This window comes from Paenibacillus baekrokdamisoli (assembly GCF_003945345.1).
GTDB lineage: Bacteria > Bacillota > Bacilli > Paenibacillales > Paenibacillaceae > Paenibacillus_Z > Paenibacillus_Z baekrokdamisoli.
The window spans coordinates 1705337-1730497 of sequence record NZ_AP019308.1 but is presented as its reverse complement, the minus strand read 5'-3'; the positions used below and the strand labels follow the sequence as shown (position 1 = coordinate 1730497).

General features: G+C 48.2%; 21 protein-coding genes. 7 read left to right on the top strand and 14 right to left on the bottom strand.

What is annotated here, in order from left to right:
• Nucleotides 1-88 precede the first annotated feature (88 nt).
• Nucleotides 89-964, top strand: coding sequence for a LysR family transcriptional regulator (locus EKN16_RS07555; RefSeq protein ID WP_125655099.1), 876 nt, complete (start codon nt 89-91; stop codon nt 962-964).
• 378 nt (nt 965-1342) lie between these two features.
• Here the strand turns inward: EKN16_RS07555 and EKN16_RS07550 are convergent, their stop codons facing one another.
• The 10 genes from EKN16_RS07550 to EKN16_RS07510 all read right to left on the bottom strand — a co-directional run bounded on the left by EKN16_RS07550 (nt 1343) and on the right by EKN16_RS07510 (nt 14804).
• Complete coding sequence (locus EKN16_RS07550) at nt 1343-2323, bottom strand: glycoside hydrolase family 43 protein (protein ID WP_125655097.1); 981 nt, start codon at nt 2321-2323, stop codon at nt 1343-1345.
• 346 nt (nt 2324-2669) lie between these two features.
• Nucleotides 2670-2942: a hypothetical protein gene (locus EKN16_RS07545; protein WP_125655095.1), complete on the bottom strand. Its 273-nt coding sequence runs from the start codon at nt 2940-2942 to the stop codon at nt 2670-2672.
• 3 nt (nt 2943-2945) lie between these two features.
• On the bottom strand, nt 2946-5087 hold the full coding sequence (locus tag EKN16_RS07540; protein ID WP_311547873.1) for a glycoside hydrolase family 36 protein: 2142 nt from the start codon (nt 5085-5087) through the stop codon (nt 2946-2948).
• Nucleotides 5088-5370: 283 nt separating this feature from the next.
• Nucleotides 5371-6783, bottom strand: coding sequence for an arylsulfatase (locus EKN16_RS07535; protein WP_125655093.1), 1413 nt, complete (start codon nt 6781-6783; stop codon nt 5371-5373).
• Nucleotides 6784-6818: 35 nt separating this feature from the next.
• Nucleotides 6819-8624, bottom strand: a complete 1806-nt coding sequence (locus tag EKN16_RS07530) for a hypothetical protein (RefSeq protein ID WP_125655091.1) — start codon at nt 8622-8624, stop codon at nt 6819-6821.
• Complete coding sequence (locus EKN16_RS07525; RefSeq protein ID WP_232016284.1) at nt 8575-8841, bottom strand: hypothetical protein; 267 nt, start codon at nt 8839-8841, stop codon at nt 8575-8577. The genes EKN16_RS07530 and EKN16_RS07525 overlap by 50 nt, the downstream gene beginning before the upstream one ends.
• A gap of 7 nt (nt 8842-8848) precedes the next feature.
• Entirely contained in the window at nt 8849-9064 is a 216-nt protein-coding gene (locus EKN16_RS32900) for a hypothetical protein (RefSeq protein WP_232016283.1), read from the bottom strand.
• A 360-nt stretch (nt 9065-9424) separates the two neighbouring features.
• The gene (locus EKN16_RS07520; RefSeq protein ID WP_125655087.1) at nt 9425-9880 is read right to left on the bottom strand and encodes a hypothetical protein; all 456 of its coding nucleotides are present in this window, start codon (nt 9878-9880) and stop codon (nt 9425-9427) included.
• An 11-nt stretch (nt 9881-9891) separates the two neighbouring features.
• Nucleotides 9892-11463: a pullulanase X25 domain-containing protein gene (locus EKN16_RS07515; protein WP_125655085.1), complete on the bottom strand. Its 1572-nt coding sequence runs from the start codon at nt 11461-11463 to the stop codon at nt 9892-9894.
• 341 nt (nt 11464-11804) lie between these two features.
• A complete protein-coding gene (locus EKN16_RS07510; RefSeq protein ID WP_164522717.1) occupies nt 11805-14804 on the bottom strand; it encodes an immunoglobulin-like domain-containing protein in 3000 nt (999 codons plus the stop codon).
• 255 nt (nt 14805-15059) lie between these two features.
• Between EKN16_RS07510 and EKN16_RS32895 the strand changes: the two genes are divergently transcribed.
• Both EKN16_RS32895 and EKN16_RS07500 read left to right on the top strand, forming a co-directional pair.
• Nucleotides 15060-15350 carry a hypothetical protein gene (locus EKN16_RS32895; protein WP_221226918.1) on the top strand — a complete coding sequence of 97 codons (291 nt, stop codon included), beginning with the start codon at nt 15060-15062 and terminating at the stop codon, nt 15348-15350.
• Between the two features lie 591 nt (nt 15351-15941).
• Nucleotides 15942-16568, top strand: a complete 627-nt coding sequence (locus EKN16_RS07500) for an FMN-dependent NADH-azoreductase (protein WP_125655079.1) — start codon at nt 15942-15944, stop codon at nt 16566-16568.
• Between the two features lie 192 nt (nt 16569-16760).
• Here the strand turns inward: EKN16_RS07500 and EKN16_RS07495 are convergent, their stop codons facing one another.
• From EKN16_RS07495 to EKN16_RS07480, 4 genes are all read right to left on the bottom strand, one after another.
• The gene (locus tag EKN16_RS07495; RefSeq protein WP_125655077.1) at nt 16761-17285 is read right to left on the bottom strand and encodes a GrpB family protein; all 525 of its coding nucleotides are present in this window, start codon (nt 17283-17285) and stop codon (nt 16761-16763) included.
• Between the two features lie 339 nt (nt 17286-17624).
• Nucleotides 17625-18389: a sugar phosphate isomerase/epimerase family protein gene (locus EKN16_RS07490; protein WP_125655075.1), complete on the bottom strand. Its 765-nt coding sequence runs from the start codon at nt 18387-18389 to the stop codon at nt 17625-17627.
• Between the two features lie 17 nt (nt 18390-18406).
• The gene (locus EKN16_RS07485) at nt 18407-19456 is read right to left on the bottom strand and encodes a Gfo/Idh/MocA family protein (RefSeq protein ID WP_164522715.1); all 1050 of its coding nucleotides are present in this window, start codon (nt 19454-19456) and stop codon (nt 18407-18409) included.
• A gap of 457 nt (nt 19457-19913) precedes the next feature.
• Nucleotides 19914-20801, bottom strand: coding sequence for a LysR family transcriptional regulator (locus EKN16_RS07480; protein WP_125655071.1), 888 nt, complete (start codon nt 20799-20801; stop codon nt 19914-19916).
• A 113-nt stretch (nt 20802-20914) separates the two neighbouring features.
• Here EKN16_RS07480 and EKN16_RS07475 point away from each other — a divergent pair, with 113 nt between their 5' ends.
• The 4 genes from EKN16_RS07475 (at nt 20915) to EKN16_RS07460 (ending at nt 25114) form a co-directional block, all read left to right on the top strand.
• Nucleotides 20915-22300: an MFS transporter gene (locus EKN16_RS07475; RefSeq protein ID WP_125655069.1), complete on the top strand. Its 1386-nt coding sequence runs from the start codon at nt 20915-20917 to the stop codon at nt 22298-22300.
• Between the two features lie 300 nt (nt 22301-22600).
• On the top strand, nt 22601-23089 hold the full coding sequence (locus EKN16_RS07470; RefSeq protein ID WP_125655067.1) for a MerR family transcriptional regulator: 489 nt from the start codon (nt 22601-22603) through the stop codon (nt 23087-23089).
• Between the two features lie 13 nt (nt 23090-23102).
• A complete protein-coding gene (locus EKN16_RS07465; RefSeq protein ID WP_125655065.1) occupies nt 23103-23543 on the top strand; it encodes an SRPBCC family protein in 441 nt (146 codons plus the stop codon).
• Complete coding sequence (locus tag EKN16_RS07460) at nt 23501-25114, top strand: MFS transporter (protein ID WP_232016282.1); 1614 nt, start codon at nt 23501-23503, stop codon at nt 25112-25114. The genes EKN16_RS07465 and EKN16_RS07460 overlap by 43 nt, the downstream gene beginning before the upstream one ends.
• Nucleotides 25115-25161 lie beyond the last annotated feature (47 nt).

Here is a 25161-nt window from a genome sequence, read left to right as displayed (position 1 = left end):
TCTGGTTTCTATTTCTTAAATCCACTATAATACGAATATCACCTATACATGTAATTAGTATATTTCACAGGAGCTATAGACCACGTCTATGATCAATCACGAGCTATATAAGGTTTTTTATTGGGCCGCAAAGACGGGAAGCTTGTCTAAGGCCGCCAAATCGTTGTATATCACCCAGCCAAGCGTCAGTCACGCCATCAAGCAGTTGGAAGACAGCTTCGGCGTCATTTTGTTCTACCGGAATTCCAAAGGCGTTAACTTAACGCAAGAGGGCGCCATACTTTATTCTTATATCGAGAAGTCTCAGATCCTAATCACGTTAGCAGAAGAAAAGATGGCTGCACTCAAAAATCTGGACAGCGGCGAGCTTAGGATTGGCGGCAGCGACTCGTTGTTCAAGCACTACTTGCTTCCTTACTTGGAGAGCTATCATCAGAAGCATCCCGGCATTAAATTGCATCTGAATCACGGGACGACCCCTGAGACCATTGCATTCTTGAAAGAAGGCAAAATCGATTTGGGTGTCGTTCGTATGCCTATCGTCGATTCGCAGCTTGAAGTGATGAGGGGAATTGAGCTGCAGGATTGCTTTGTAGCGGGGGTTCATTATGCTGAGCTTAAGGACAGAGTACTCTCACTGGAGCTGCTGCTTCAGTACCCCATTGTCTTGTTCTCACGTAATAGCCGGGTGCGGATGGCTATCACGGAACTATTTCAAAGTTACGGACATCAGATTAAACCGGAAATTGAGGTGGGAAGTGTAGATCTTCTCATCGAATTCGCACGGAAAGGCCTCGGAATCTCTTACATAACAAAAGAATTCATTTCCAAGGAATTGGAAGAGGGCTCCCTCTTCGAAATTCAATTAGATATTAAGATGCCACCTTCACAAGTGGGATTTATGATCATGCGAAACATGCCGCTTTCCAATGCGGCAAGCAAATTTATTGAGCTCGTGAAATAACACAAAAGGGTAATTACAAGTAACAAGAAAAAAGCACCCCAGCGCAGTTAAACGTACTGAAGAATCTATTTGCCGAGACGAATGAGATAATGTTTTTGTCACCCGGTATTTCCTTAAAATCGCAAAGTCAGCCGACCACAAGGACCGGCTGACTTCTCCGTTTTTGTATAATGAGCTATAGTTACCCGATAGCTTAATCATTATGCTTAACATAATACTTCGTTCTTCTTTCAACCGTATGCTCAAGATGCGGGTTCAACTTCTCAATAATATATCTAGCAATTAGTTTCTATTACAGACAGGTTGTGAACGGCTATAATTCAGCTTAATCAAGAAAAGGCCGCTCCTCAAATTGAGGAACGGCCTGACTTCATGTATTCATTCTCTAAACGTATTCAAATCCCAGCGATCCGCCCACTTGATTTCTATCCCGTCATCCGTAAAAGTGACAGGAAGCCATACATATCTAGAATCCGCAAGTTCCTCCGGTCGCCATCGGTCAGCCATAAAAATAAAGCAGTTATCCAGTCCTTGGACAGGAAACACATACGTGCTCTGCGCATAGAACGTCTTCCGGGCATTCGGTCCTATTAACGGATTATCCCTTAGCTCCCACCGTCCCATCATCCGATCCGACTCGGCAACGAGAGCAACATTGGGATACCACCCCGTACAACCCGAGGATAGTAAGTAATACCTTCCCGCATGTTTAAACACCGCCGGCGCTTCCCGGGACTGGTCGATGAACGCTTTCGTAAACTCGCCATTCAAATCTGTATAATCATCTGTTAACTTCGATATGATCAGGGTTTTGTTCCAGTCAGACGAATGAATTAAATACGCCGTCCCATCCTCATCCTTAAATACTGTCATATCCCGGCTATCCACGTCGTTAGGGCGCTTGCTTCCCACAAAAATAAATGGTCCCGCTGGATTGTCGCTTACGGCCACACCGGTTTTAGCCAATGTATAGTCCTCATTATCGACATGAAGCCACATGACGTATTGGCCAGTTCGATCATTCTTCAGAACCTTCGGACGCTCCGCCACTTTGGACGTATGAAGGTCGTGATTCGGATCGTCGGAAACCGCAGGCAACGCGATGCCTTCGAATGTCCAGTTGTATAAATCGCTTGAAGAGTAGCAGGATATGCCAATTACGTCCACCCGCTGAATACCGATCCGACTTAGTCTGTTCGGGCCGTCTTTATTCTCTCCATACCAGTAATACATACCGTTATCGAATAAAATACTGCCGCCATGCGCCTGAATAGGCTTTCCATTCGTATCCAGCCACAATTCGCCCGGCTGAAAATCCTCATACTTTATCAAGTCCGATAACCCCGAGTTTAGTACCATAAACGAACTCCTCCTTATTCCATTCCACGCCAGCGATACGTTCCGTGAGCCCGGCAGGCGACAGATCTTCATTTCGAAACTCGATTTCGTCTCCTAGCGCAAAGGGATTACGCTATGCCACCACACGAATTAAGCTGACGGTCCGATCATTGATTCGCTCGAAACCCTGAACGGAATTATCGTGAATGTTCAGGTAATCGTCACCGTTGTAGCTCCTTCCTATTTTGATTGTGCCATAGGCGACCTTCCCTTAATATGTGCTGAGAATAGAACATTGGATGTAGTTTGTTACGATATTGTATGGATAAAAAAATGCCCCGATCGGTGATCGAGGCGTCCTGCGTTCCTATTGTTCGATGAGTATAACGTTATCGTATAGCGCAGTCGCATTATACGTTTCTAACCCAATCTTCCCCTTGCTGAAAGGATTAAACGTATGGAACGAAATCTTCGCCAATGTTTGCCATGGAGTGTCTGCGCTCGTCCCGTCATTAGCATCATTGCCGGTCGAACTGCTTACATAATCCGTCGTGCCCGCTGCGTAAGCCCTGTCATCATGAACGAAGACAACCATTGCTAGAGCAATTGACAATACAACATAGACACAACTTTTGGCCATTGGCTACTCCTCCTCAATATGCAATTCATATAGGCGCGCCGTAAATTCCGTTGGAAGTGTAACAATTAGCGCTCCATCAAGCTGACTCCAACTCCAACTGCGGCTCTCATGCTGGGGAAATCCGCATCGAACCGTTACTTTCCTTCCATCACAGCCCGGAATAGGAAATCTCTCCTCTTTCGTTCCGCCTTCTAATCTCCAAACAGCCACATAAGCATTCTCACCGCATCTTAATCCAAGGCTAAGCCAATGATCGCCATGCTTAGGTAGGCCAATCGGCCAAAATGGAAGAGCCTTCGGAATAGATGCTCGGATACTCTTGTAATAGGAAATCCCCTCGCGAATCAATTCGAAGCGATCCGATGAAATGTCCGCCAAGTGCCCGCTCTGATGAACTCGCATTAACATGCCGTTCACCATGTTAAAGATGACCTCTTCCCGATCTCCTTCCTTAAGCGGATAAGACCAAGCAGCTGATTGCTCTGGAGTGAGCGCCGTAGGAGCGGCAACGGATATCGCCGCAAACTTGCGGTAATCCGTCTGATCGCTAATCGACTGCACGCTGTGCCTGGCGAGCAATGCATAATCCATACGCATACCGCCGCTTCCGCAATTCTCGATCACCAACTCCGGATAACGAATGAATACGCTATCAAGCCAGCGCAGGTAAGCACGATTATGCTGCAGCAAGCCATCGCCGAAGCTATCGGCTTTAACCTCTGTACCAATACCTGCATTAATGTTGTAGTCCATCTTGATGTAACCGACCTTGTACTCCGTCACTAGCCGATCGAGCACTTCATTTGCATATTGAATGACCTTGGGATGTCGATAATCCAATTGATACCTGCCGTGATCCATGATCCGTTTACCATGTCGCATAAAAAACCATTCATCCGACACTTGTTGCGCTAAGGGGCAATGGATGCCCATTACTTCAAGTTCCAGCCAAAGTCCCGGAATTAAGCCTTTCGCCCGGATATAGTCGAGCACCTCCTGTAATCCGCCTGGGAAACGTCTCCGTGACGGTTGCCAAAGTCCGACATCGCTCCACCATTCGCCGTCCGCATACCAGCCAGCATCGATGCAATAATATTCGCACCCCGCCGAAGCGGCCGCATCAACTAAGGGCAAAATCTTCTCGGTAGTTGGATCAGCGAATAAACAATTCATATAATCGTTGAAAATGACCGGCAGTCGCTCATTATCTTCATTCCAGCGACGGATTTCTCGCCGGTAACGCGTCAATTCCACAATTCCCTGTTCGAAACCCCCTTTGACAATCGCAATCGCCGCAGGAACGGAGATAAATGTTTCGCCGGGCGCGACATTTTTCCACCAATGACTTTCATTCTCCGTAGGACCGCTTAATTGTAAGTAGAGTTGACCATTCGCCTTATCGCTCACCTCCCAATGCCATGAACCATTATGCTCGATTTGCCAGCACAGGGCCATTCCCGCCTCTGTATTCTCATAGCCACCCATCGGCTGAAGATCGGCGGAAGACCATGTTCCCGAGTTGCTGTACGAAAGTCTTTTTATCGAAAAATCATTTACTTTCGTTAATCCTAGCTCAGATAACGTATAACTTCTCCACTGCAACTCTCCATGCCATGCATTATGTGCAATATGCAGTCGGCTTTTGGCTTCCCATGACCCGCTACCTCCGCTCGAGATACCTGTCATCGTAAACGAGGAGACGTATTCCATCGGTATGGAATTCAAACTCTGATTGACAACCTCCGTCCAAGCACGAATGACAGGGATATCGTTGTAAAATTGATAGTGCACCGTCACCCACATCCCCCTGTCTTCCATAATCACTTCAAGCTTTCGTCCATTTTCGTTATAGAAATCCCTGTGGCATTCGTACTTCAGCCTCCCTCCCGGCATTGTCCCCGTATATTTGGACGCATGATGATCGTTCCGATCTTCGCCCGTCGCTTGCAGTTCGACGATCCGGCGCGTTCTTCGTTCCTCCTCTGTTCCTAGTACATCTTCATTCGCTGGGAAGGGAGATAGATGAACCAGACGGACATCTCCGCTTTCGGCAATCTGAATCTCCAAATAAATCCCATTTTCGTAAATGTTAATCCAACGCTGCACTTCCATCGTATCCTCTTCCATAAAGTAAGCCCATGCCACCTTTCGTCCACCCTCAATTCTTGATAGATGGCTCTCATTGTGACACGGGCTCGATTGCATTTATATGTGTTAATCAAAGAGATCGGGTTGTAGTTTCTTGTTGACGATGTTTTTATTGTCAAAGCTGTTCGGATTTCTTCCCTGGTTACGCTTGCATTGAGTCCGACAGAAATGCTATCGCCATAGAGAGTGACTTTAATCGATTGCCCTCCCTCGTATTTTTTGACAATTCCGGTTACGCGAATCGTGCCCGAAGAGGGCGGACAGATATCCTCTATACAAGCTAATTGTGCCGCTCGATATAAGTAGGATAAGGCCGTCCGCTAATCAAGGTCTCGCCGTCCGTAAATCGTTCGGGGCGATCCCGCAGCTTTGCGATCAGTTTCCTTCTCCAGCCTGCTACAGCATCCCTGTAATGCTCGGAATCGAATACATTCCGGCATTCTTGCGGATCTGTTCGAAGATCGAAAAACTGCTCTTCTCCACTCCGTACAAACCAAATGTATTTTTCGATCCCGTCCGTCAACGTATGGTGAGGTTGAAAGTTTACAGTTCCCTCTCCATGCTCAATGTGGACGTAGGAACGCCAGGAAACCTCCTCTTCACGCATTAACGGAGCCAAACTTGATCCTTCGACTGTATTCGGAATCTCCACGCCCGACAAGTCCAATATCGTAGGCATGATATCTTCGAGTGATACGGGCTTGCTAATGACCTGCCCTTTCCTTATTCCGTAACGGGGCGGAGCCGAAATGAACAATGGAACGCGGACCGACGGTTCGTAAGGAACGCTTTTGCGAAAGAGGTAGTGATCCCCCAACATTTCGCCATGATCGCTTGTAAAAATGATGATGGTGTTATCCGCGCCTTCCGCTTCGACGCTACTAAGCAGACGCGAAAGTTGATCGTCGATATGATTAATCAAGCCGTAATACGCGGACCTGCATGAAAGCAACTCTTCACCCGACAGACATACTTCGGCCGAATCGACCGGACTTCCCTTTCCCCCGGCTACCGGAGCTTTAGCCCATTCGCCGATCACCGGTTCCGGGACACCCGTTCTCATGTATCGTTCCATATAAAATTCGGGCGGTATTAACGGGGGATGCGGCGCAAGAAAGGAGACGGTCAAGAAATACGGACACGAAGGATCACGATTTTGTATAAATCGCTGCGCCTCATTTACGGTCCAGTTCGTATAGTGCAAAGATTCATCATGAGGCCATGGTCTGGCTGTCCTGTTGTTGTGCATGACGCCGCTTGCGTAATAGTGTCCGGAAGGCTCGTAGGTGATGTAAGATAACCTGCTGTTTAACCATTCGCAGTAATCCGGATAGCTTACGGTATGATCGTATCCGTATCTTTTGTTCTGAGGAAATTGGTGCATATCTCTCCCGACCAAATATGTATGATAGCCAGCATTTTTCAGCGCCGTCGGCAAAGAGATCGATGCATCCCACTCCGCTTGTTGATAATAACCAACAATGCCGTGCGTATCGGGGTATTGTCCCGACAATAACGACCGCCTGGCAGGGATGCAGACAGGGCATGTCGAATAGCACCTGTCAAAACGCACCCCTTGTGCGGCGATGCTGTCCATATTGGGTGTCAACAGCACGGGATGTCCTTCAATGCTCAAACAATCGCCGCGCTGCTGGTCAGTCATGATGAGCAAAATATTCGGTCTAATTATCAAGGTCTCTCTCCTTTCTTCCCGATGTTAGCCTCGAATCATTCCTTCCCTCTCGCAGCCCCATCGTTCGTCTGCTGATCCAGCGTCAAGTTGACGACATCGGCCAGTCCCAAGAAAATGTTCAGCGCAGTATCGGATGGAGCATATATCCAAGGTTGCAGCGAGACACCTTCACGGTGCAAATTCAGTTCGTTCTGCACCATTTCGTATGCTGTGCGGAAATGTTCCATGCATTCAGCATTTTCGCCTTCAAGGCGCAACCGGTCGATGCTGGCTTGGATCCGGCAGCGGGCATCCAACAGCTTCCAGCGCCAGCCTTGCCTTGCCCAATCTTCCATTTGTCCGCTAATTTCATCGGCTTGAAGCACCAACCGTTCGGCGGTCTCGCCGGTCTCCCCTCCTAGGATGAGGTCCTCTAACCTATAAATAAATTGTTCAGCCTGCTGCTCCGTCCCGGCTCCAAAGTAGTACCTGCAGTACTCTTGCACAATCTGTTCGATTTCCTCATCGCCATACCACATTAATTGCGACCAAATCACTTTGTTCATATCTTCATAGATACCTTCCGAATACGGAAATGCTCCAATGATACTATCGCTTAATTCCGCATATTCGGCGGCGAAACGACGCGGGGCTGGGTTGCCTCCTTTTCCTCCCCAAGGTACACAGTCGAACATGCTGATTTCCGGAAACAGCACGAGAGGATGACGCTTCGGTATGACTCTGTCTTTCTGTATCCATCTTTTCGCTTCGACCGCCCCAACCAAAATGTGTTTGAACCACGACGTCTCCCGCTCGCTTTCTTCCTCCAAAAACTTGAAGAATGCATCGTCCTCTCCGTTCTGATGCCCATCAAACCACCAAGCGCTTACGTTGACTGTCATGCCGGGCAAGTGCCGCGCCCCTATCGACGCGATTTCCCGGTTCAGTCCCATGAAAGTCGCAGGCCAAGGTGTACACTTCGTACAGTTGCAGCCTCCTTGATCGTAAGGCCATAGCCATAATGAATCGATAGGCGGCATTTGGGAGAATAAAAGTTCCTTGTTGCTTAAAATCATCTCTCTGCCATCAGGCTGAGACGGACATATATCCGTGTCGAATCCGCCGAACACGCGATCTCTAGCGCGCAGCGGATGGTAATCCGTTTCGTCGAAACAGTTTTTACTCAGCATCGAGCGTCCGGCTCCTACCTGTCCTTTAAATCCTTCGTTAGCGATCGCGATTCGGCCTACCCTCATGCCAACGTCACGTGCGAGCGCTTCGAAATGCGCAAGACGCGAAAGCATCGGCAGTCCTTCCTCCAGCGAGCGGTAATGGGAAATGTCGAACCATACGAGCAATTCGTTGACTCCCCACAAGGCCAACTCTTCCAAATATTCTCTAACGGCTTCCAGCTCCGCTTGGCAATACCAGTTGCCGAAATGTGTGGCAAAATAGATACCGCGTACGGATTTGTCCGGACGAGAAACGATCTCCATTTGCGGAATATGCATCGAACCGGCTGAAAACCCGATTTGACGAAGCAGCTTGCCTATTCCGTACAGAACACCTTGCGGCGTATGAGCGGCAACATAAACAGGCTTTTTCGCGCCGCCCTGAATGATAAATCCTTCATCTCCCAAGTCGGCGGGTAGGCGCATTTCCCCATTCGCGCAAAGTTTTCCGATATGAGCGCAGCTTTCCGGAGTTCCTGCGATGATGGTTCTGCCTTCCGCAACTCGTACACCTTCCCGAAGGACAGAAATGTCAATTCCAGCACGATGATGCGATCGCACAGCGAACATCTGCGCCGCTTTACACTCCAGTTTCGTAGCTTCCGAGCCTATTATGATGGAAAATGTCATGCTCCCGCTCCTTTACGTCTCGTATCTTTCGCAATATATTTAGTAATAATTGCGCATCGCGCAGCAAGTAGCCTGCTGCCTCAGCGTTAATGTGCTTGCCGTTCTGCGCCTTCACTTCATTTAGGAACGCTTGCAAATTGCCGTGCTCCAGCTTCTTGGTCAAACTGTTGGCAATACCGTTATTGTCGATCCAACCGTTAGCCCTAAACGCAGCCACCAACGCTTTAAGCGAGCTCAAACTTGCCGTCGTCTTGAAGGTTACGCTTGCGGTTCCCGTATTTTCTGGCAAAGTCTTGTGCAATTACCGTCAAAGAATGAGGACCGAGCGGCAAAGCATAAAGCTTGATTATCCTTCCTTCTTGAACGGGGTTACCGCATCCCTGTTGTCCGCGGCGGGATAAGGCGATAACGGCCATTTCGTAATGTCGTGAATGTAGCAATCTTCGATCCAAAGACCGTTAGGATATAAGCGTTCGATCCTAGCATAATTACCTGGAGAAAGGAAAATGCTAGCAGGATTATCTTTCGCTTTACATGATCGAATTCATCCATTTCCCCATACGTTACACTCCCTTGGCATCAATTGGTTTTCATAAAAACGGGGAGAAATGAGCTTGGCGTACGATCCCCCCGCCCCTTTCTTTTCTAGACTAATGTCTATAGAAAGAGTATAAGGAATGCTTGCTCAGAGAAATATACTTCAGTTTTTTTATTTTGTGTCGTTTTTTTGGTTATTGCGAAAACGGGGCAAATAGGGGCACCGGTAGCCTCTCTCCATAGACAATCGGTCAAAGTTTTTGTCATCGCCAATTGACAAGAACTTTATCTGAAAAATAAAAAAGCCCGTGATTTATGCGGACTTCATTTGGAAAATGTTCTTGACTTCCGACAGTGAACGGCTCACCAGCTACAGCAAAAAGGATCAGCTGTATGTAGCCGATCCTTTTCGTTACTGCGTTTCCGGCGCGGGCACGACGTGAGAGCCGTTGCCACTCGTGGAAGGTCGATTCGGGGTGTCGCTCTCGATCATTCGGATTAGGAGCGTACCCCACGTCCAGACATACCATGAAGGGAATTCCAGCGGCGGCGTTTAATCTCGCTAACAGCTCCTTGGTATCCTCGACTGTATTCGCCATTTCCCGTGGAATAGACATCGGCTCGAAATTCAAATAATCCATGCCACGCTCTTTACAGTACCAGCTAAGCTCCTGCCAATTCTTAATCCCTTCACAGATGATATATTTCCTGCGCTGCACGTTGTAATAATCTACAGGCCTTCAATCATATTGGCTGTAAGGCTCCTGTTGCGGAAATCATATACAAAAGTTACGACGGTATTGTCCTGCTCGATTTCCATTGTCGATTTATTCGACGACCCACTGCGCGGATAACTGTCGAACGAAAAGGTCTGGGACAGGGTTCCATACAACGCCACGGCATAATCGTAGGAGCCACGGAATGGTAGGACAAAGGTGCGCTGATAGATACCGTCTCCCATGTAATACATCCGAGTCGTTTCGCTGTTGGAATCATTCTTGAATGCGCCGACATGATGCTGAAAGCTGCCGTATAGAATGACACGAGACGGTAGCTTGATCCCGGTCTCCGGATCAAAGCTGTCTTCAGCTCCGTAGGAGGCGTTTGGTAGCGGGTTGCCGGCCTTCTGTCTTAGATCGCTTTCTAATTGCCAGAGGTATTTGATCGTCTCTTCCTGTCCAAATCCAAGTGGGCATCCTTCACCGGGCGTATTGGCCTGGTAACAGTTACTTGCGGTCATTTCTCCAGTACCCCAGGCTGTCATCGGAATTTGGCAGCTGCCCAGCCCTCTTCGCATTGGCATCTGCAAATATGCGTTGACATTATTCACGGCCGTCCATTTCAAGGTATATTCGAGAAACCGATTACGACTCTCCTCATCCTGTGAAGCAAACCATGCGATCTGATCGTAGCCCCACCATTCCTTCCATGCCCGCTGTTCATTCGGAATGCAGTCATTTTCGAAGACAAATTGTCCGCCCCAGTTATCGAGTTCCATCAGCATCGGCAATGACTCACAGCTCCAGCCGCTTGGCGTCACTCCACCTTCGCTGAACCCCTCCTGCACCAGTGCGAGCTTGTCGCCGGTAGTATCCAGAATCGGCATTCGCGAATATGGCATGGAGTGAAAATCAAACAGCAGCCTGCCTTGCACATTCACCCCATGCGTATGCGCGTCAAGCAGAACAATGCCACGTCTCGCATTGGTTATGGCATAGTCCCTTATCTTTTCAAATAATGCGATCGTTTTCTTGAATCCGGTATCGTCTGCGGTATACAAGTGAATCTGCCCCATATGAATGGCCTCATACCCGGCATCTATATAGCTTGCCGCCCTGTAGAAGAACCACAATTGTGTCTCCAGCTTGTCGATATTCGGAATTCCGCCATTCTGGTCCCAGATGTATCCCTGCGGTTTACTATCAAACAACATGTCGGTAAAACGGAATGTCCGATGCTCAATCGGTAATTGAAAGGACTTGAACACCCAATCCGGTATTTCAATGTTCTCAACCTCTTTAAATATGGCTTCAAAAATGCACGTTTGTAAAATAATGTCCGGATCGATCTCATGTACACGTGCTGCCACTGTCCTGGACTTCTGGAAATGCGCGCCGTCATCAGGCTCCAGATCCCATACTCCGGAAGCACGGCCGAGAAACTTGGCCCCAATATTCCCAATCATTCTCAAGTCGTCATCCAATGTATCACTGTTTACTAGATCTGCGGCCGTAACCGCTCTGGAGAGAAAGCTTTCCAGAACCTCACGACTCATACTGCCGTTAAACGAATAATTGTTCATGAGTGCCTCCATAATAAGTCATTGTCATAGCTTGAAATCAAATGAAGAGCTTATTCTGGTATCGATACCATATCGGGTTATAAAAAGCTGCATGACTCTTTCGGACGCAAAGATTAAAAGAAAGAAAACTCCGAAGTGTATGGGTATCGTTACCTGAAAAGCGTTTTCATTCGTAATTTCTTTAGTATAGATCCCCTACTGGCACTTGTAAACTCATGTTTTGAATTCGCTGCTGTCATCAGCGCCTGATAAGTATCACAATCGTCGATTTGGGGAATGTACAAACAAAAAAGGCAGTTCAACCCTGTGTTCGGAATGGTTAAACTGCCTCAACTCGTATATTATTTCAACGCCTGTGCATCCCGCAGCAAGTAGTTGGCCGCTTCGGTGGTCACATGCTTACCTCTTTGCGCCTGAAGTTCTTGGATGAAACCTTGCAAATTACCATGGTCCAATTTCTTGATCAGACTGTTCGAGATTCCTTGATTGTCGATCCATCCGTTTCGCGCAAACGTGGCGACCAAAGCTTTCAACGATTTCACACTCGTCGTCGTTCGGAAGCTTACGCTGACGCTTCCCCTATTTCCCGCCAGATCATATGCGGTAACGATCAGTGTGTGAGGACCAATCGGCAACGTATAGAGCGGAATCGACGTTCCCTTCTGCACGGGTTGGCCGTCGAGTAACAGGGTCGTCTTCGCATCGTCGACACCAGACCCGTTGTCGGAAACGGTAAATTGAGGGAGCAAATACTCTTCATCGCCGTAACTTACGTCAGATGGCACGGAAACCGTTATCGCCGGCGGCGTTGTGTCTTGAACATGCACCGTACGGGTAACCGTTTTGGCCACTTTATGGTTTTGATCCGCTACGTTGTAGAACAGGTTATAGGTTCCAATTTTATTCTCATTGACATAACCGGTAACCTTTACCTGATTCGTCAGATCGAGGCCATGCTGGTCAGCTGCATGATAGCCGGGTTCGACGTAAGGGGCCCCCGCTTCGACGAACATCGGATTATTTCCGGCCAACGTAATGGCAGGCGGTTTATTAAGGTTGACTGAATAAGAGATCGTCGGATCCCAGAGAGTCAAATCATAGGAAGGATCCAGATTACAGTTCAATCTAAAGTAGATCCGGTCGCCCGCTTGGACGACCGTCTCCAGCTCGTGCGTCGAACCGATGAAATCGGTAACGTGCTCGTTCCAGAGCAGTTCGCCGTTTTTCCATATGCTTACTTTCACTCCGTCGCCTGAAGCCGAGTCCCTCTTCTTCGCCGTCCCCGATATTTTCACCGTGCCATCCTCGGGCGCTTCCCACGTCCTTACAGAGTCCATGGGGCCCGAAGGATGCTGCCAGTTGTCACCCACATAGAGGAAGGTGGCTGTCCCCTCCCACAAACCGTATCCCGAATTCCAGGCCATATCGGTATAAGCGGCGCCGTTATATTGCTGATAATACCATTGGTTGACGCCCTGGGTTCCCGAATAGTTCGCAGAAGCCGTATACGTCGCAAGCTCCTCATCTTCCTCCCCAGGCTCGGAAGGATGTATGACTTCTTCGATCATCGGATGCCAGCTCGTATCCGTAGAGACAGGGCTGCCTTTGGCATGAAGGACAAATTGAATCCGGTCGCCGCTAGCGACATCAAGCTCAATATCGTGCCGCAATCCCCGCAAGTCTGTTAACGGATACGGCCCCCATAGCAAGGTGTCGTTCTTCATAATGGACGCTTCGACGCCATGATCGAAGGTTGATGCCGTATTTGTTGCCGTGCCTGTAATTCTTATTTTGCCGTTTGAAGGAGAAACCCATTGGCGCACGGAATCGATCCCGAAAGCAGCACTCTGCCGGTCTTCGTCTATGAATAGCGGACTTGCGCTTCCCTTCCATCTATTTTGGGCGGAATCCCATTGCAGATCGGTGTAAGCGGAGCCATCAAATTGCCGATAATGCCATTGATTTCCACCTTGTACAGAGCCGAATTCCGTCGATGCACTGTGGATTGTATTGCCATTCAGAAGCTTTACGATATTCCCGTAAATATGGTAATTGTCGGGCCAGGCTTCGGTTTTTTGAGGGTCTTTCTCGATAATCATGTTCAAAGGTTGATTCCGATAAGCTTTAACAATTGTATTGCCGGAGATAGTTCCCCCGTTGTTGGCGTTATATTGGTGCACGAGTAAAGCTGCATGCACACCGTCGTCCTTAATCCCGTTATTCTCGAAAACATTGTTAATCAGGCTCGTATTCACATTGTCTATATTGCCGGCCCATTGCGGGTTTCTGTAATACATGACAGCCTCGTCTTCATTATCATGAATGTAGCTGTTTTGCACTGTGACGTCTTTATTTAGCCCTTCGTAATCAACGCCTACGCCGTCGGGTGAGTTAGGTGAAACCGTAAATCCGACTTCCACATTATCAATCGTAAATTGATGCACGGCATTCAGCGCTAATCCCGCCGTTCCCCATACCATACCGTGAGATCCCGTACGCAAAATTTGACTATTTTTGAATATTCCAGTTGGCTGTCCAGGATGATCATAGTTAATCCCGGTAAAAATAACGCCCTCCCTATAGGAGTCCGTTGCCTTTATCGAATCTACGTTCACATGGTCGGCATGTCTAATTTCCAATGGTGCATCCGTTCTTTCGAAAATACAATTTTTAATCGTAACATTCTGTAATCTTTCTCCAGAATTCTGAAATGTAAAGATGCCAACCGAATACGGCATCATTACCAGTTCAGGTACTCGGTTTTCCGCTGCGGGATATGGCGTAAGCGGCCAATTCGTAATATCGTGGATATAGCAGTCTTCCACCCATAGTCCGTCGCGTTCTCCTTCCGCCCCATTTACATAGACGATACCGCTTCTCGAGTTGGCGATTTCCAGTCCCGTTATTTTCCAGCCTGCCGTATTGTCCAGCTTAATCGCATAGAGTAAGCCGTTGTTGGCGACGCTGCTCGGGTCCGGAGCGGGAATGGCCGCTTGCGAAGCGTACGGCGAAATGACGGGCCGGTTGCCCGTCCCGTAGGCGGACAGCGTGATCCAATCGGTGGAGGAGCCGTTTCCTTTCAAATAAAGCGTTTCACCCGTCCATGTGTCGCCTCTATTCAGCAGTACGGTATCGCCCGGGTTGAACGTGACTGAAGACACTTTCGCCAGCGTCTTCCAAGGCGCCGCAGTACTAATACCGCTGTTGGCATCGTTTCCTGCCGAGTTGCTGACATAGTATGTTTGCGGCGGCGCCGCATGAACTGTCGCTCCCGGCAACGCCCCGGCGGCCATAATGGCCACTAACCAAACAAGAAAAACCGTTTTCATTTTTTTGCTCATCCATAAACTCTCCTTCAACATAATTGGTCCGGCCGACGGGGGAATCGGTTTCGATCTCCCGATGAAGATTGATTCGATCATAGAGTTCACTGGATTTACCGGATGCGGCACTCGATGAGAACTTGCATACCGGCCTATCGCGATGCCGCATTTATTCCGATCTTCGGATTTCGCATTCAACTTTCAATTACTTCGATTTCGTAGCGTGGGGGGCGTGACGACGACAAGCCCGTTCCGCTCCACCTTGCCGTCCAATTGTTCATATGTTTCCTTGCTTATATCGATGATACCGCTTACAAAAACAAGCTTCAGCGGTTCAATCTGCTCTCTCCCGACATTGTGATCGTAGATGACGACACCTTTCAGCGAAGCGAAAGAGCGATTGGGAATCGAGGCGTAACTCGCCGTAGTCCAGGAAAGGCTATCCGCTGGAATGACGCCATGCGACAGCAGATGCCAAATTTACAGCCAATGGGAGGTCGCTTCACTCCAGCGCAACGACTTGAATCCGTACAGCCATTCCGGCTAAACGACTCGCCGGCTTGATCGAAGTCAGTATAGTCGAAGCGGATGAACGCAATATCCGGCCTGACCTCGCGGGATGTATACGGTCTCGGGTCGGCAGGCAAGTAGTGCCGAGCAAACCATTGGAGCTGCTCTCCCCATACGGTCAGCTTATTCGTTCGCACGCTGTTGTACGTACAATCCACTCGCCAGAATGATGCTGTCCCCTTGGGAATCACCTCCTTTGAATATGCGATGAATAAGTCTGCTGTGGTTTTTGTAAACGCCTACAATCATGAGTAAGAAGATAACCACTTCGTGTTCGTTGTGCCGGTTGTGGATGCGGTGGTACTCGAGCATGGGCGAGCAAGAGCGGTGATTTCATGTTGCGGAAGCCTGCGCCGCTTCGTCACGATCGGTTGCTGTACTCCTATCATATCCCTATCGGCAGTATAAAGAATACGAGGGTGATTTTGGAAAATGTGTGCATTTTTTAGTATTATCGCTGACGGCAGTTCCCGATTCCTTCCCTGCATCCGTAAGGTCTCTTACAGAAATGTATTGACCCTCACACTAGTGGAAGGGATTAAACTGGGATCGAAAGCAATAGTCAAAATAAGGTGGGAGACGGGAATGAGAAAGGTTTTATTCGTAAAGGCAAATAATCGTCCAGTAGAACAAGCAGTAAGCGTTAAATTGTACGAAACTTTTTTGAAAAGTTATGTGGACTCCCATCCTGAAGATCAGGTGACTGAGCTTGATCTATTTCAAGCGCACTTGCCTTACTTGGATGCTACTATGATTAACGGTGCATTCAAATTCAGTCAGGGCATCCCTCTTACACCGGAGGAAAAACAGGTAACAGATATTGCAACCAAATACCTCGATCAATTTATGGCCGCGGACAAAATCGTCATCGGTTTTCCGCTTTGGAATCTTGGCGTTCCTGCAGTCTTGCATACGTATATCGATTATCTGAATCGTGCTGGAACCACCTTTAAATATACAGCGGAAGGCCCAATCGGATTGGCTTCAGGCAAAAAGGTGGCGTTAATTAATGCTCGCGGAGGTTACTATTCTGATGGAGAGGCAGCTTCATCAGAAATGGCGGTCAATTTTGTAGTAAGGAATTTATATTTATTCGGTATTCGAGAAATAACGAAGGTTATTGCTGAAGGCCATAACAAGTCTCCGAAACTAAGGGGAAAAATAATCGAAGACGCCATTCAACTAGCTGTTGAAACAGCGAAAACTTTTTAAAAAGATGGGGATTTGCAGTTACTATTGTAGACGTAACGAATGCAAATTTTTAAGGAGAAGTTGACTCCACTGGGACCGTACTGGTCGACTTCCGGGCGAACTGATGCCTGCCCTGCAAAATCCTGCCCAAAAGCGGAATAAAGGGCTGCCACTAGGTAGCCCTTATTTATTGAATTATCGTTCTGCGATAGCTTAACGTTTTTTGCCCATATTGTACCAACTTAGTGCTTTTCTTTCTAGCTCTTTTACAAACGCGTCTTTACCGTCCATATAAGCTTCAATGTCCCTTGGGAACTGTTTGGCGAGGCTTTCTTTTAAATCTCCATAACGATTTGCTTCATCGGGATGCGTTCGGAGGTAATCACTTACCGCCAGATGGCGAGTAATATCTTCCTTATTATCCCCTTGAAACACATGCACTTGATGCGTGCGATTATCTCCACCTTTTCGGAAATATCTTCTTCCTTTCATACCGAGCTCGCCCATACAATCGTAACCAAGTTCTTCCATTCGCTCATTAAACGAATCTATTTTTTCAATATCTTTTACTACTGGCATGATATCAATGATTGGTTTGGATTTTAACCCTGGAACTGAAGTGCTACCTATATGATGAATGTCGATTAACTCATCACCAAAAATATCCTGTATTTTTTGAGATTCCTCGCTAAACTTCTGTTTCCAATTATTTTTGTATTCTGTAACCACAACATTCATCTAATAAACCTCCTCAAGGAAATATTCATTGCGATCAGATTAAGGAAGTACATCATCATATAAAAGTGAGGGAGAGGTGTCAATGAAATATTGAACAACTCAAATTTAACAATAAAATAAGAACCACGATGTGTGATTTTCTACCCACTTGTGGAAAGGTAACAAGCTTACTGGAGAGGCATCGTTCCCGTTAGATTTCATTCGTAAAAGCTCCTCTCTAAGAACTAGGTTTCACGGTTTGGTGATGCCATCCTGTCATTGTTTGCGGTCGTTCTACAGACGCTTAGCCGGAATAATAAAAAAAGCCACACGACCGTCAAAAGATCGTGTGGCGACAAATTAAAGCAATCCCTTCTCTTTCAAGTTCAGATAGCTGGCCGTCGCAGTCTCGAAACCGGTAAGGTTGCGGAGCTGGTCCTGCTCGACAGTCATCCATTCAACTCCGATTTCCTTTGCCACTTCAATGGATTCCTTAATTTTTACTACACCCGTACCGATCGCAGTCCACTTTCCGATTTCGTCGGTGTCGTAGACGTCTTTCAAATGGATGGCCGGTACGCGGCCCGCCATCTTGCGAAGGATGTGTGCCGGATCGGCGCCGCCAAGCGTAATCCAGGCGACATCCATACGGAAGTAGAGATTTTTCGGTTCCGTGTGCTCTGCTAAAATATCCAACGAGTAAACAGCATTGAATGTTCTTTGGAACTCATGAGCATGGTTGTGGTAGCAAAATCTCAGTCCCTCAGCTGCAAAACGAGCACCTGCTGCATTGTACAATTCAGCATCGCGAAGCAGCTGCTCTCGTGTATCTACAACGTCCCACCAGAAGGTGACATCCTTCGTTTGCAACGCGAGGGCCTCTCTGATCACTTTATCGAGTTCCTTCTCGTCGCGCAGCTGTTCCTTGCTGACACTGTGCGTCGCAACTTGGAGTCCCAATTCGTGGAACCGCGCGACATTAGCCTTTACATCTCCTTCGAGCAGTTCAGCTCCACCTTCGATCCCCTCATAGCCGATCTCAGCTACGCGCTGCATCGTGCCCCAGAAGTCCTGCTTCGCTTCTTCGTGAACGATTCCGATTAGACCAAGCTTAGGTCTTGACATAGTTAGGTTCGCGCTCCTTATTTAGTAAATTGGCCGTTCTCAAGCATAGTGATAAAAGGACTGTCCGTTACGCCGGTAAGCGGAAGCTCCACGCGTGCATTTCGGCGTACCGACTCATAAACAGCAAAAATAATTTCCGAAGCGCGAAGTGCCTTTTTATGCGAAACCTCAGGTTCTTCACCTGTCTCCAAACAGTCGATCGCATGGCGGACATAGCCCTTCATCTGATCGGACATCGAGGATAATTCCATCTCAGGCTTCCAAGACGGATCCTCGTAGTTGACTCCCCTGACAATTTGCCCGTCCCACATTACTTCAATAAAGCCATCGGTGCCGATCACTCGAACGCCGGCCCAGATCTTCGCCATATCCTGAGTCGGTTCCCAAGTATCGATGGAGCCGGAATAGAGGTTGGCTTGGACACCGTTAGCGAATATGATCTGTCCTGACGCCCCGCATTCTGAAGGTACGTTGAACCAGTTATATATTTCGGTGGTGTCGACCGCTCCAAGTACCCATTTCGCCGCGGTTTCATCCATATAGCTTATTGCCTGGTCAAAAGTGTGGATGCCGCAATCCAGCAGGTTTGGTGGAGAATATAAATCCATTCGAAGCACTTGTCCGATTTTCCCTTCCTTGATTAGGCGCCGTACGGTTTGATTGCCCTTTGCAAAACGGCGTTGAAGAGAGAATGTCAGCTGGCAGCCCGTCTCTTCGGCGATCCGGCCCATATCTTGGCAATCTCCCCAGGTCGCCGACATCGGCTTCTCGCACAGCACTGCTTTGACGCCGGCTTCCGTACAATCACGAAATACCGGCAAATGCAGAGGAGTCCATAGACAGATTAGAACAACGTCAGGCTTCTCCTTCGCCAGCATTTCCTTATGGTCAGTGTAGATCTTTGCTTGAAATCCAAATTCGGCATTCAGCGTTTCGGCCGATGCAGTTGAGATATCGGACAACCCTACAACCTCACACCTGCTGTCGACTTGTACGCCGATCGCGTGTTCATGCGCACGTTTGCCACAGCCGATAAAAGCTACTCGATAGACGGATGATTTGATCACTTCGAAATCCTCTCCTTCAATCTCTTACGTTTTATTTTGACGTGATACGGATTTACCGTAACAACCTTAATACCTTTTTTTACAGACAAGAACTTGTATCACGACCCTAAAGTTGTCACTCGGCAAAATATCGCGTCCGGTGCGAACCATGATCACGTCCTGCGGCTGCGTCAGCCGAAAGTAATCGCATCCGCGTCGACACTAGCGATATCAGCCATTGTGCTCACGACCGATTCTATCGAAACGTTTCAATATACATCAAGAATACATCAATATATACAGCGCTTTCAACTCATGTTTTTCTTATACAATAATCAAATTGTATTTCGGATTAGGAATGAAGTTGCCACCTCTGCAGCGCTTCGAATAGTAAAGCGCAAGAACCTGGCCCTTTTCCTTGTATTGGTTACGACTGTTTTGTTCCACCAATAGAATCAGTATTAGTTGTGCAGCATGATTAAATTGTCTGTTTGGATATCGATCCAAAATATTCTACAACGACCTCACGGAATTCTAGAGCAGCCTGCGAAATGTACCGACTCCTGTGCCATAATAAAGCGATCTCCCGTACCAATTCGTGATTCTCTACTTGGAGATATTTGATATGTTCCCGTGAAAACCTTGCCGTGCTTGGTATGAATGCTATGCCAATTTCTGCTTCAACCAGAGAGCTTAGCCTTGCAGGTTCATCTCCCTCATACACATATTTAGGTGCAAATCCAGCCGATTTGCAAATAGAGTCCACTAGATCGCGAGTACCATAGCCTCTCTTTACACCGACAAACCATTCATCCCTTAGTTCTGTCAGCGATACACTGCTTCGGTCTGCCAGCCGATGCCCCTTTGGAACAGCTACAAGAATCGGGTCGATGAACACGATTTGACATTCAATGTCATCCCCTTGTAACGGTGGTGAGGACAAGCAGTAATCGACTTCTCCTCTATGAAGAAGCGTAACCATTTCCTTCATGGTTAGCATCTGCACATGAAATTGGATATCGGGCCGCTTTTTCCGAAACTCTCGAAGGATATTTGGTAACGTGCTTGCGGTGGTCACCGCCAATTCGAGTGTGCCATGTTCCGGGCTGGACAAATCACTAATCTCCTGCTTCCCCTGTTCCAATTCAAACAATGCCCTTTCTGCACGGCGAAGGAATCTGCTACCGAACTCATTCAATCGCAGCTTCCTCCCTTTTCGATCAAATAAAGGGACCCCTAGATCCTCCTCCAAACGTTGAATCGTTTTGCTTAGTGACGATTGAGAAACATGCAGACTTTGTGCAGCTTCTGTCACATGTTCCAAACGAGCTACCGCGAGAAAATATTGCAGTTGAAGAAGTTCCATTTCGCATCCTCCATTCATTCCTTCAAGTCAATGAAATCATATCATGAAATGCGTTGGAATAAATAAACGATTTCAAGTACGATGACATTAATACGCTTTGGGGGGGACCAAAAATGAATGTTCGCAGCAGGTGGTTAATGATTTCAGTTGGTCTAGGGATACTATTGAACCCATTAAATTCTTCAATGGTTTCAGTTGCTATTCCAAGGCTGCAAAATGTGTTCCAACTTGACTTTACAGGTGTTTCCTGGATTATTTTTTCTTTCTACATTGCAAGTAGCATCGCTCAACCCGTCATGGGAAAGGCCAGCGATTTATTCGGTCGTAGGAGGATATTTCTTACCGGGCTTGTTGTAGCCTTCGTAGCATCATTATTAGCTCCACTATCACCAAACTTTGGGTGGCTCATCGTGTTCCGCATTGTGCAATCCATCGGAACAAGCATGATGGTTGCGGTTGGAATGGCCATTGTGCGAATTCATATTACGGAGAAACAAGCGACTGCGCTGTCTGTTTTGTCCATATTCCTATCCGGAGCGGCAGCAATTGGACCCTTTATTGGCGGGGTCATCATTCACTGGTGGGGCTGGCCTGCTATCTTTTTCGTCAATATTCCATTCGTGGTGGTGAGCTTTCTATTATCTTGGAGGAATATTCCTAAGGACGAACCGTCAACATCCGTTGCACTGGGCATGTCCATTCGTAAATGGTCTGATTTGATTGATGCGTCAGGGATCCTGCTATTCACAGTGGGTCTGGTTGCCTTGCTCGTTGGATTACTGTCAGCAAAATCATCGGGGCAAATCTCATTAAGTAATGTTATTGCCTTGCTGATAGGCCTCGTTACATTGGGGGCTTTCGTACGACATGAGTTAAAAGCGAAGTCACCCTTTATTCCTTTGCGCACATTCGCCAAATATCCTGCGATGACTTGGGTCAATGTCGAATTCATACTCGTTAACGTACTTTTTTACTCGCTCTTTTTCGGGCTTCCGTCCTACTTGCAAATGGTACGTCATGTCAGCGAGTTCCATACTGGGATTCTCATGCTAAGCTTAGGCTTATGCTCGCTCGTTACTTCTCCAATAGCAGGCCGATGGATAGATAAATCAGGACCAGGGCCGGCATTGCTACTATCCGGAATACTGATGACACTTGGGTCAGTATGGATAGTGACATTGAATCAAACTTCACCGGTTATCAGTGTGTGTTTGGCTTTAGCTGCATTCGGTATTAGCAACGGGTTGAACAATGTCGGTATGCAAGCGGCCTTGTTCAAAAGTTCTCCAAAAGAAATTATAGGTGTAGCATCCGGAGTATTTATGACATCGAGATACCTGGGAACCATTCTCTCTTCATTGTTGCTAGGCATCGTAATGGGAGATAAGTTCAGTGCCGTGGGATTTCGACTGCTTGGGGCTATCCTCTCGGTAATTGCATTATCCTTGGTATTCATAAGTTGGCGGCGCCGGGAGTCAGGGCAATTGGATGAGTCGTAGGTTCAGCAAGGTCAAATTATACACTTACAGTTTAGTGGTTTGGTAATATCTATATTTCTATATACATACATGAAGGGATGCTGCTCACATTGGGCAACATCTCTTGCTTGTTCAGAAAAACCTTTGTTAGTTGGGCGTAACGGCCTGCACTTTGCCGGGTGCCACCTGGTTGTTCTGTTGCCCGGACGTTTTGATTTTTATCAACAGCATTTTTTGCAAGACTGGCTTGACCCTTACGTAACGTAATGCTGTATAGTGAGGGTACCGGTAAAAAGCTAGCAACCAAGAAAGGGGATGATCATGCTACGAGAATGGAAAGTTGGAGAACTTGCTAAAATGGCAGGACTGACGGTTCGAACATTGCGATTTTATGATCAAATCGGTTTGTTTTCACCATCGGGCCATTCCGATTCCGGATACAGGCTCTACACCGAAACGGACATATCGCGTCTACAGCAAATCCTTTCCTTGAAGGAGTTAGGTTTATCGCTGGAGCAGATTAAAGTCATTATGGACGGAGATCAACTCAGCCTGTCAGACATTGTATCCCTTCAAATGGACCGACTCAAAGAAAATATTCGCCTTCAGCAGAAGCTCTTGCACGAGTTGGAGAATGTATCGAGCCGAATGCAAAGGAACGAACTATTAACTGTTGAAAATTTCACCAAAATCATGCAGACGATGAGAATGAATCATGAGAAATTTTTCGTCGAGAGGAAGTCGAGCTGGGAAAATCACCTCGACCAACTTAGTACATATCTAGACGAACATCCGGGAGAACCCGACTAAGGAGGATTTGACTATGAATGAACCATCTGCAAACCATTCCACTTTTGTTATCAAACGAAACTATAAGCATTCGCCTACCCGAGTATTCGCCGCTTGGGCAGGTCAAGCCGCCAAAGCCGGTTGGTTCCCGAAAGCTGAAGAGTTCGACTTTCGCGTCGGCGGACGCGAGTTCAACCGCGGAGGTCCATCCGGGGGCCCGGTCTACACTTTTGACGCCTGTTATCAGGAGATCGTTCCAGACAAGCGCATTGTCTACTCGTATACTATGGACATGGAGGACACGCGGATATCCGTCTCTGTGACGACAGTAGAATTTATTCCTGCGGAGGGCGGCACGCGATTGATATACACTGAGCAGGGCGTTTTTCTGGATGGCCACGATACGCCCGAACAGCGCGAACACGGAACGAAGTGGTTGTTGGACCGGCTCGGCGACGCTCTGGACAGTCAATGAAGGATGCTGCGAACGAATCTAACCTCCAGGCGGGCCTGAAGGACTGGATTGGGCTTGCCGTACTGGCGTTGCCTGCCCTGCTCGTCTCAATTGACGTATCCGTAATGATTCTTGCCCTGCCCCATATTGGTGTCTCCCTTGGCGCTGATAGCGCCCAACAGTTATGGATTATGGACATCTACGGCTTCATGCTCTCCGGGTTCCTAATCACGATGGGCACGCTTGGGGATCAAATCGGCCGCCGTAAATTACTAATGATCGGCGGAGCGGCATTCGGCACAGCTTCGGTATTGGCCGCTTTTTCGGGTAGCCCCGGGATGCTTATTGCGGCCCGGGCGCTACTTGGCATCGCAGGGGCAACGGTATCACCTTCCACACTGGCTTTGATCAGCAACATGTTCCGCAATCACAAGCAGCGCTCACTCGCCATCGGTATATGGTTCATGTGCTCCATGGGGGGCATGGCGCTTGGGCCAGTGGTCGGCGGGGCGATGCTGGAGCACTTCCCATGGGGTTCTGTGTTTCTGCTCGGTGTTCCAGTCATGGCGCTACTGCTGTTGACTGCGCCTCTACTACTGCCCGAATATCGCGCCCCCGCATCCGGCCGCTTGGATATGACAAGCGTCGTATTGTCTTTGTGCGCAATCCTTCCGGCTATATACGGCCTTAAGGAAGTCGCCAAACAAGGCCTACAGTCGATGCCGATCCTTGCTGTAACGGCGGGAGTTGCCTTCGGGGCGATGTTCGTAAGGCGGCAGCGTCGACTGGCCAATCCCCTATTGGACTTGCGCCTGTTCGCTAACTCCGCCTTCAGAGCAGCGCTGGGAGGCATGTTCGGTATCACCTTGACAGGCGCTTCTATGCTCTTCGTCGCACAGTATCTTCAGTTCGTTCAAGGAATGTCGCCGCTCCAGACGGCGTTGTGGATGCTGCCAGGAGTGGTCGCGTCAATGGCGGGCATGCTGCTGTCACCACTCATTGCCAGGCGGATCCGACCTTCGCTCCTCATTGGAGCAGGACTTGCTGTCTCTACTGCGGGCTGCATCCTGCTGTCCCAGGTGGGGTCCGTATACGGACTCGCCATCCTGGTTATAGGATATATCTTGTTTAATGTGGGCGCGGCTCCGTTCCCGAGCCTATCAAGTGACCTTATCATCGGATCAGCCCCGCCCGAGAAGGCAGGATCGGCGGCATCCTTGCTTCAGACGAGTGGCGAATTCGCATTCGCGTTAGGCATTGCTGTTTTGGGTAGCCTCGGTACTTACATATACCGTTATCAAGTCACGGGAATCATTCCAGGCGATATGCCGGCTTCTGCGGCATGGGCTTCCCGCGAAAGCCTGGCAGGGGCTATCTCGGCAGCGAAGAGCTTGCCCGATCCCACTCGCACGGCGCTCCTTCACGGCGCCCGCGAAGCTTTCACCGGCGGAATGCATGTCGTCGCGTTGCTTAGTGGCGGGATTATGATAGGAATCGCCATTCTTGTCGTGACCAAGCTCCGACATGTAAGGCCAATCGGGCAGAACACGATTGGTGAGACGACATTAGATATGGAGATGAAGAGTATTTAAATATTACCAGTCGTACAAGACCATATGAAGTGACGTTTAATCTAACG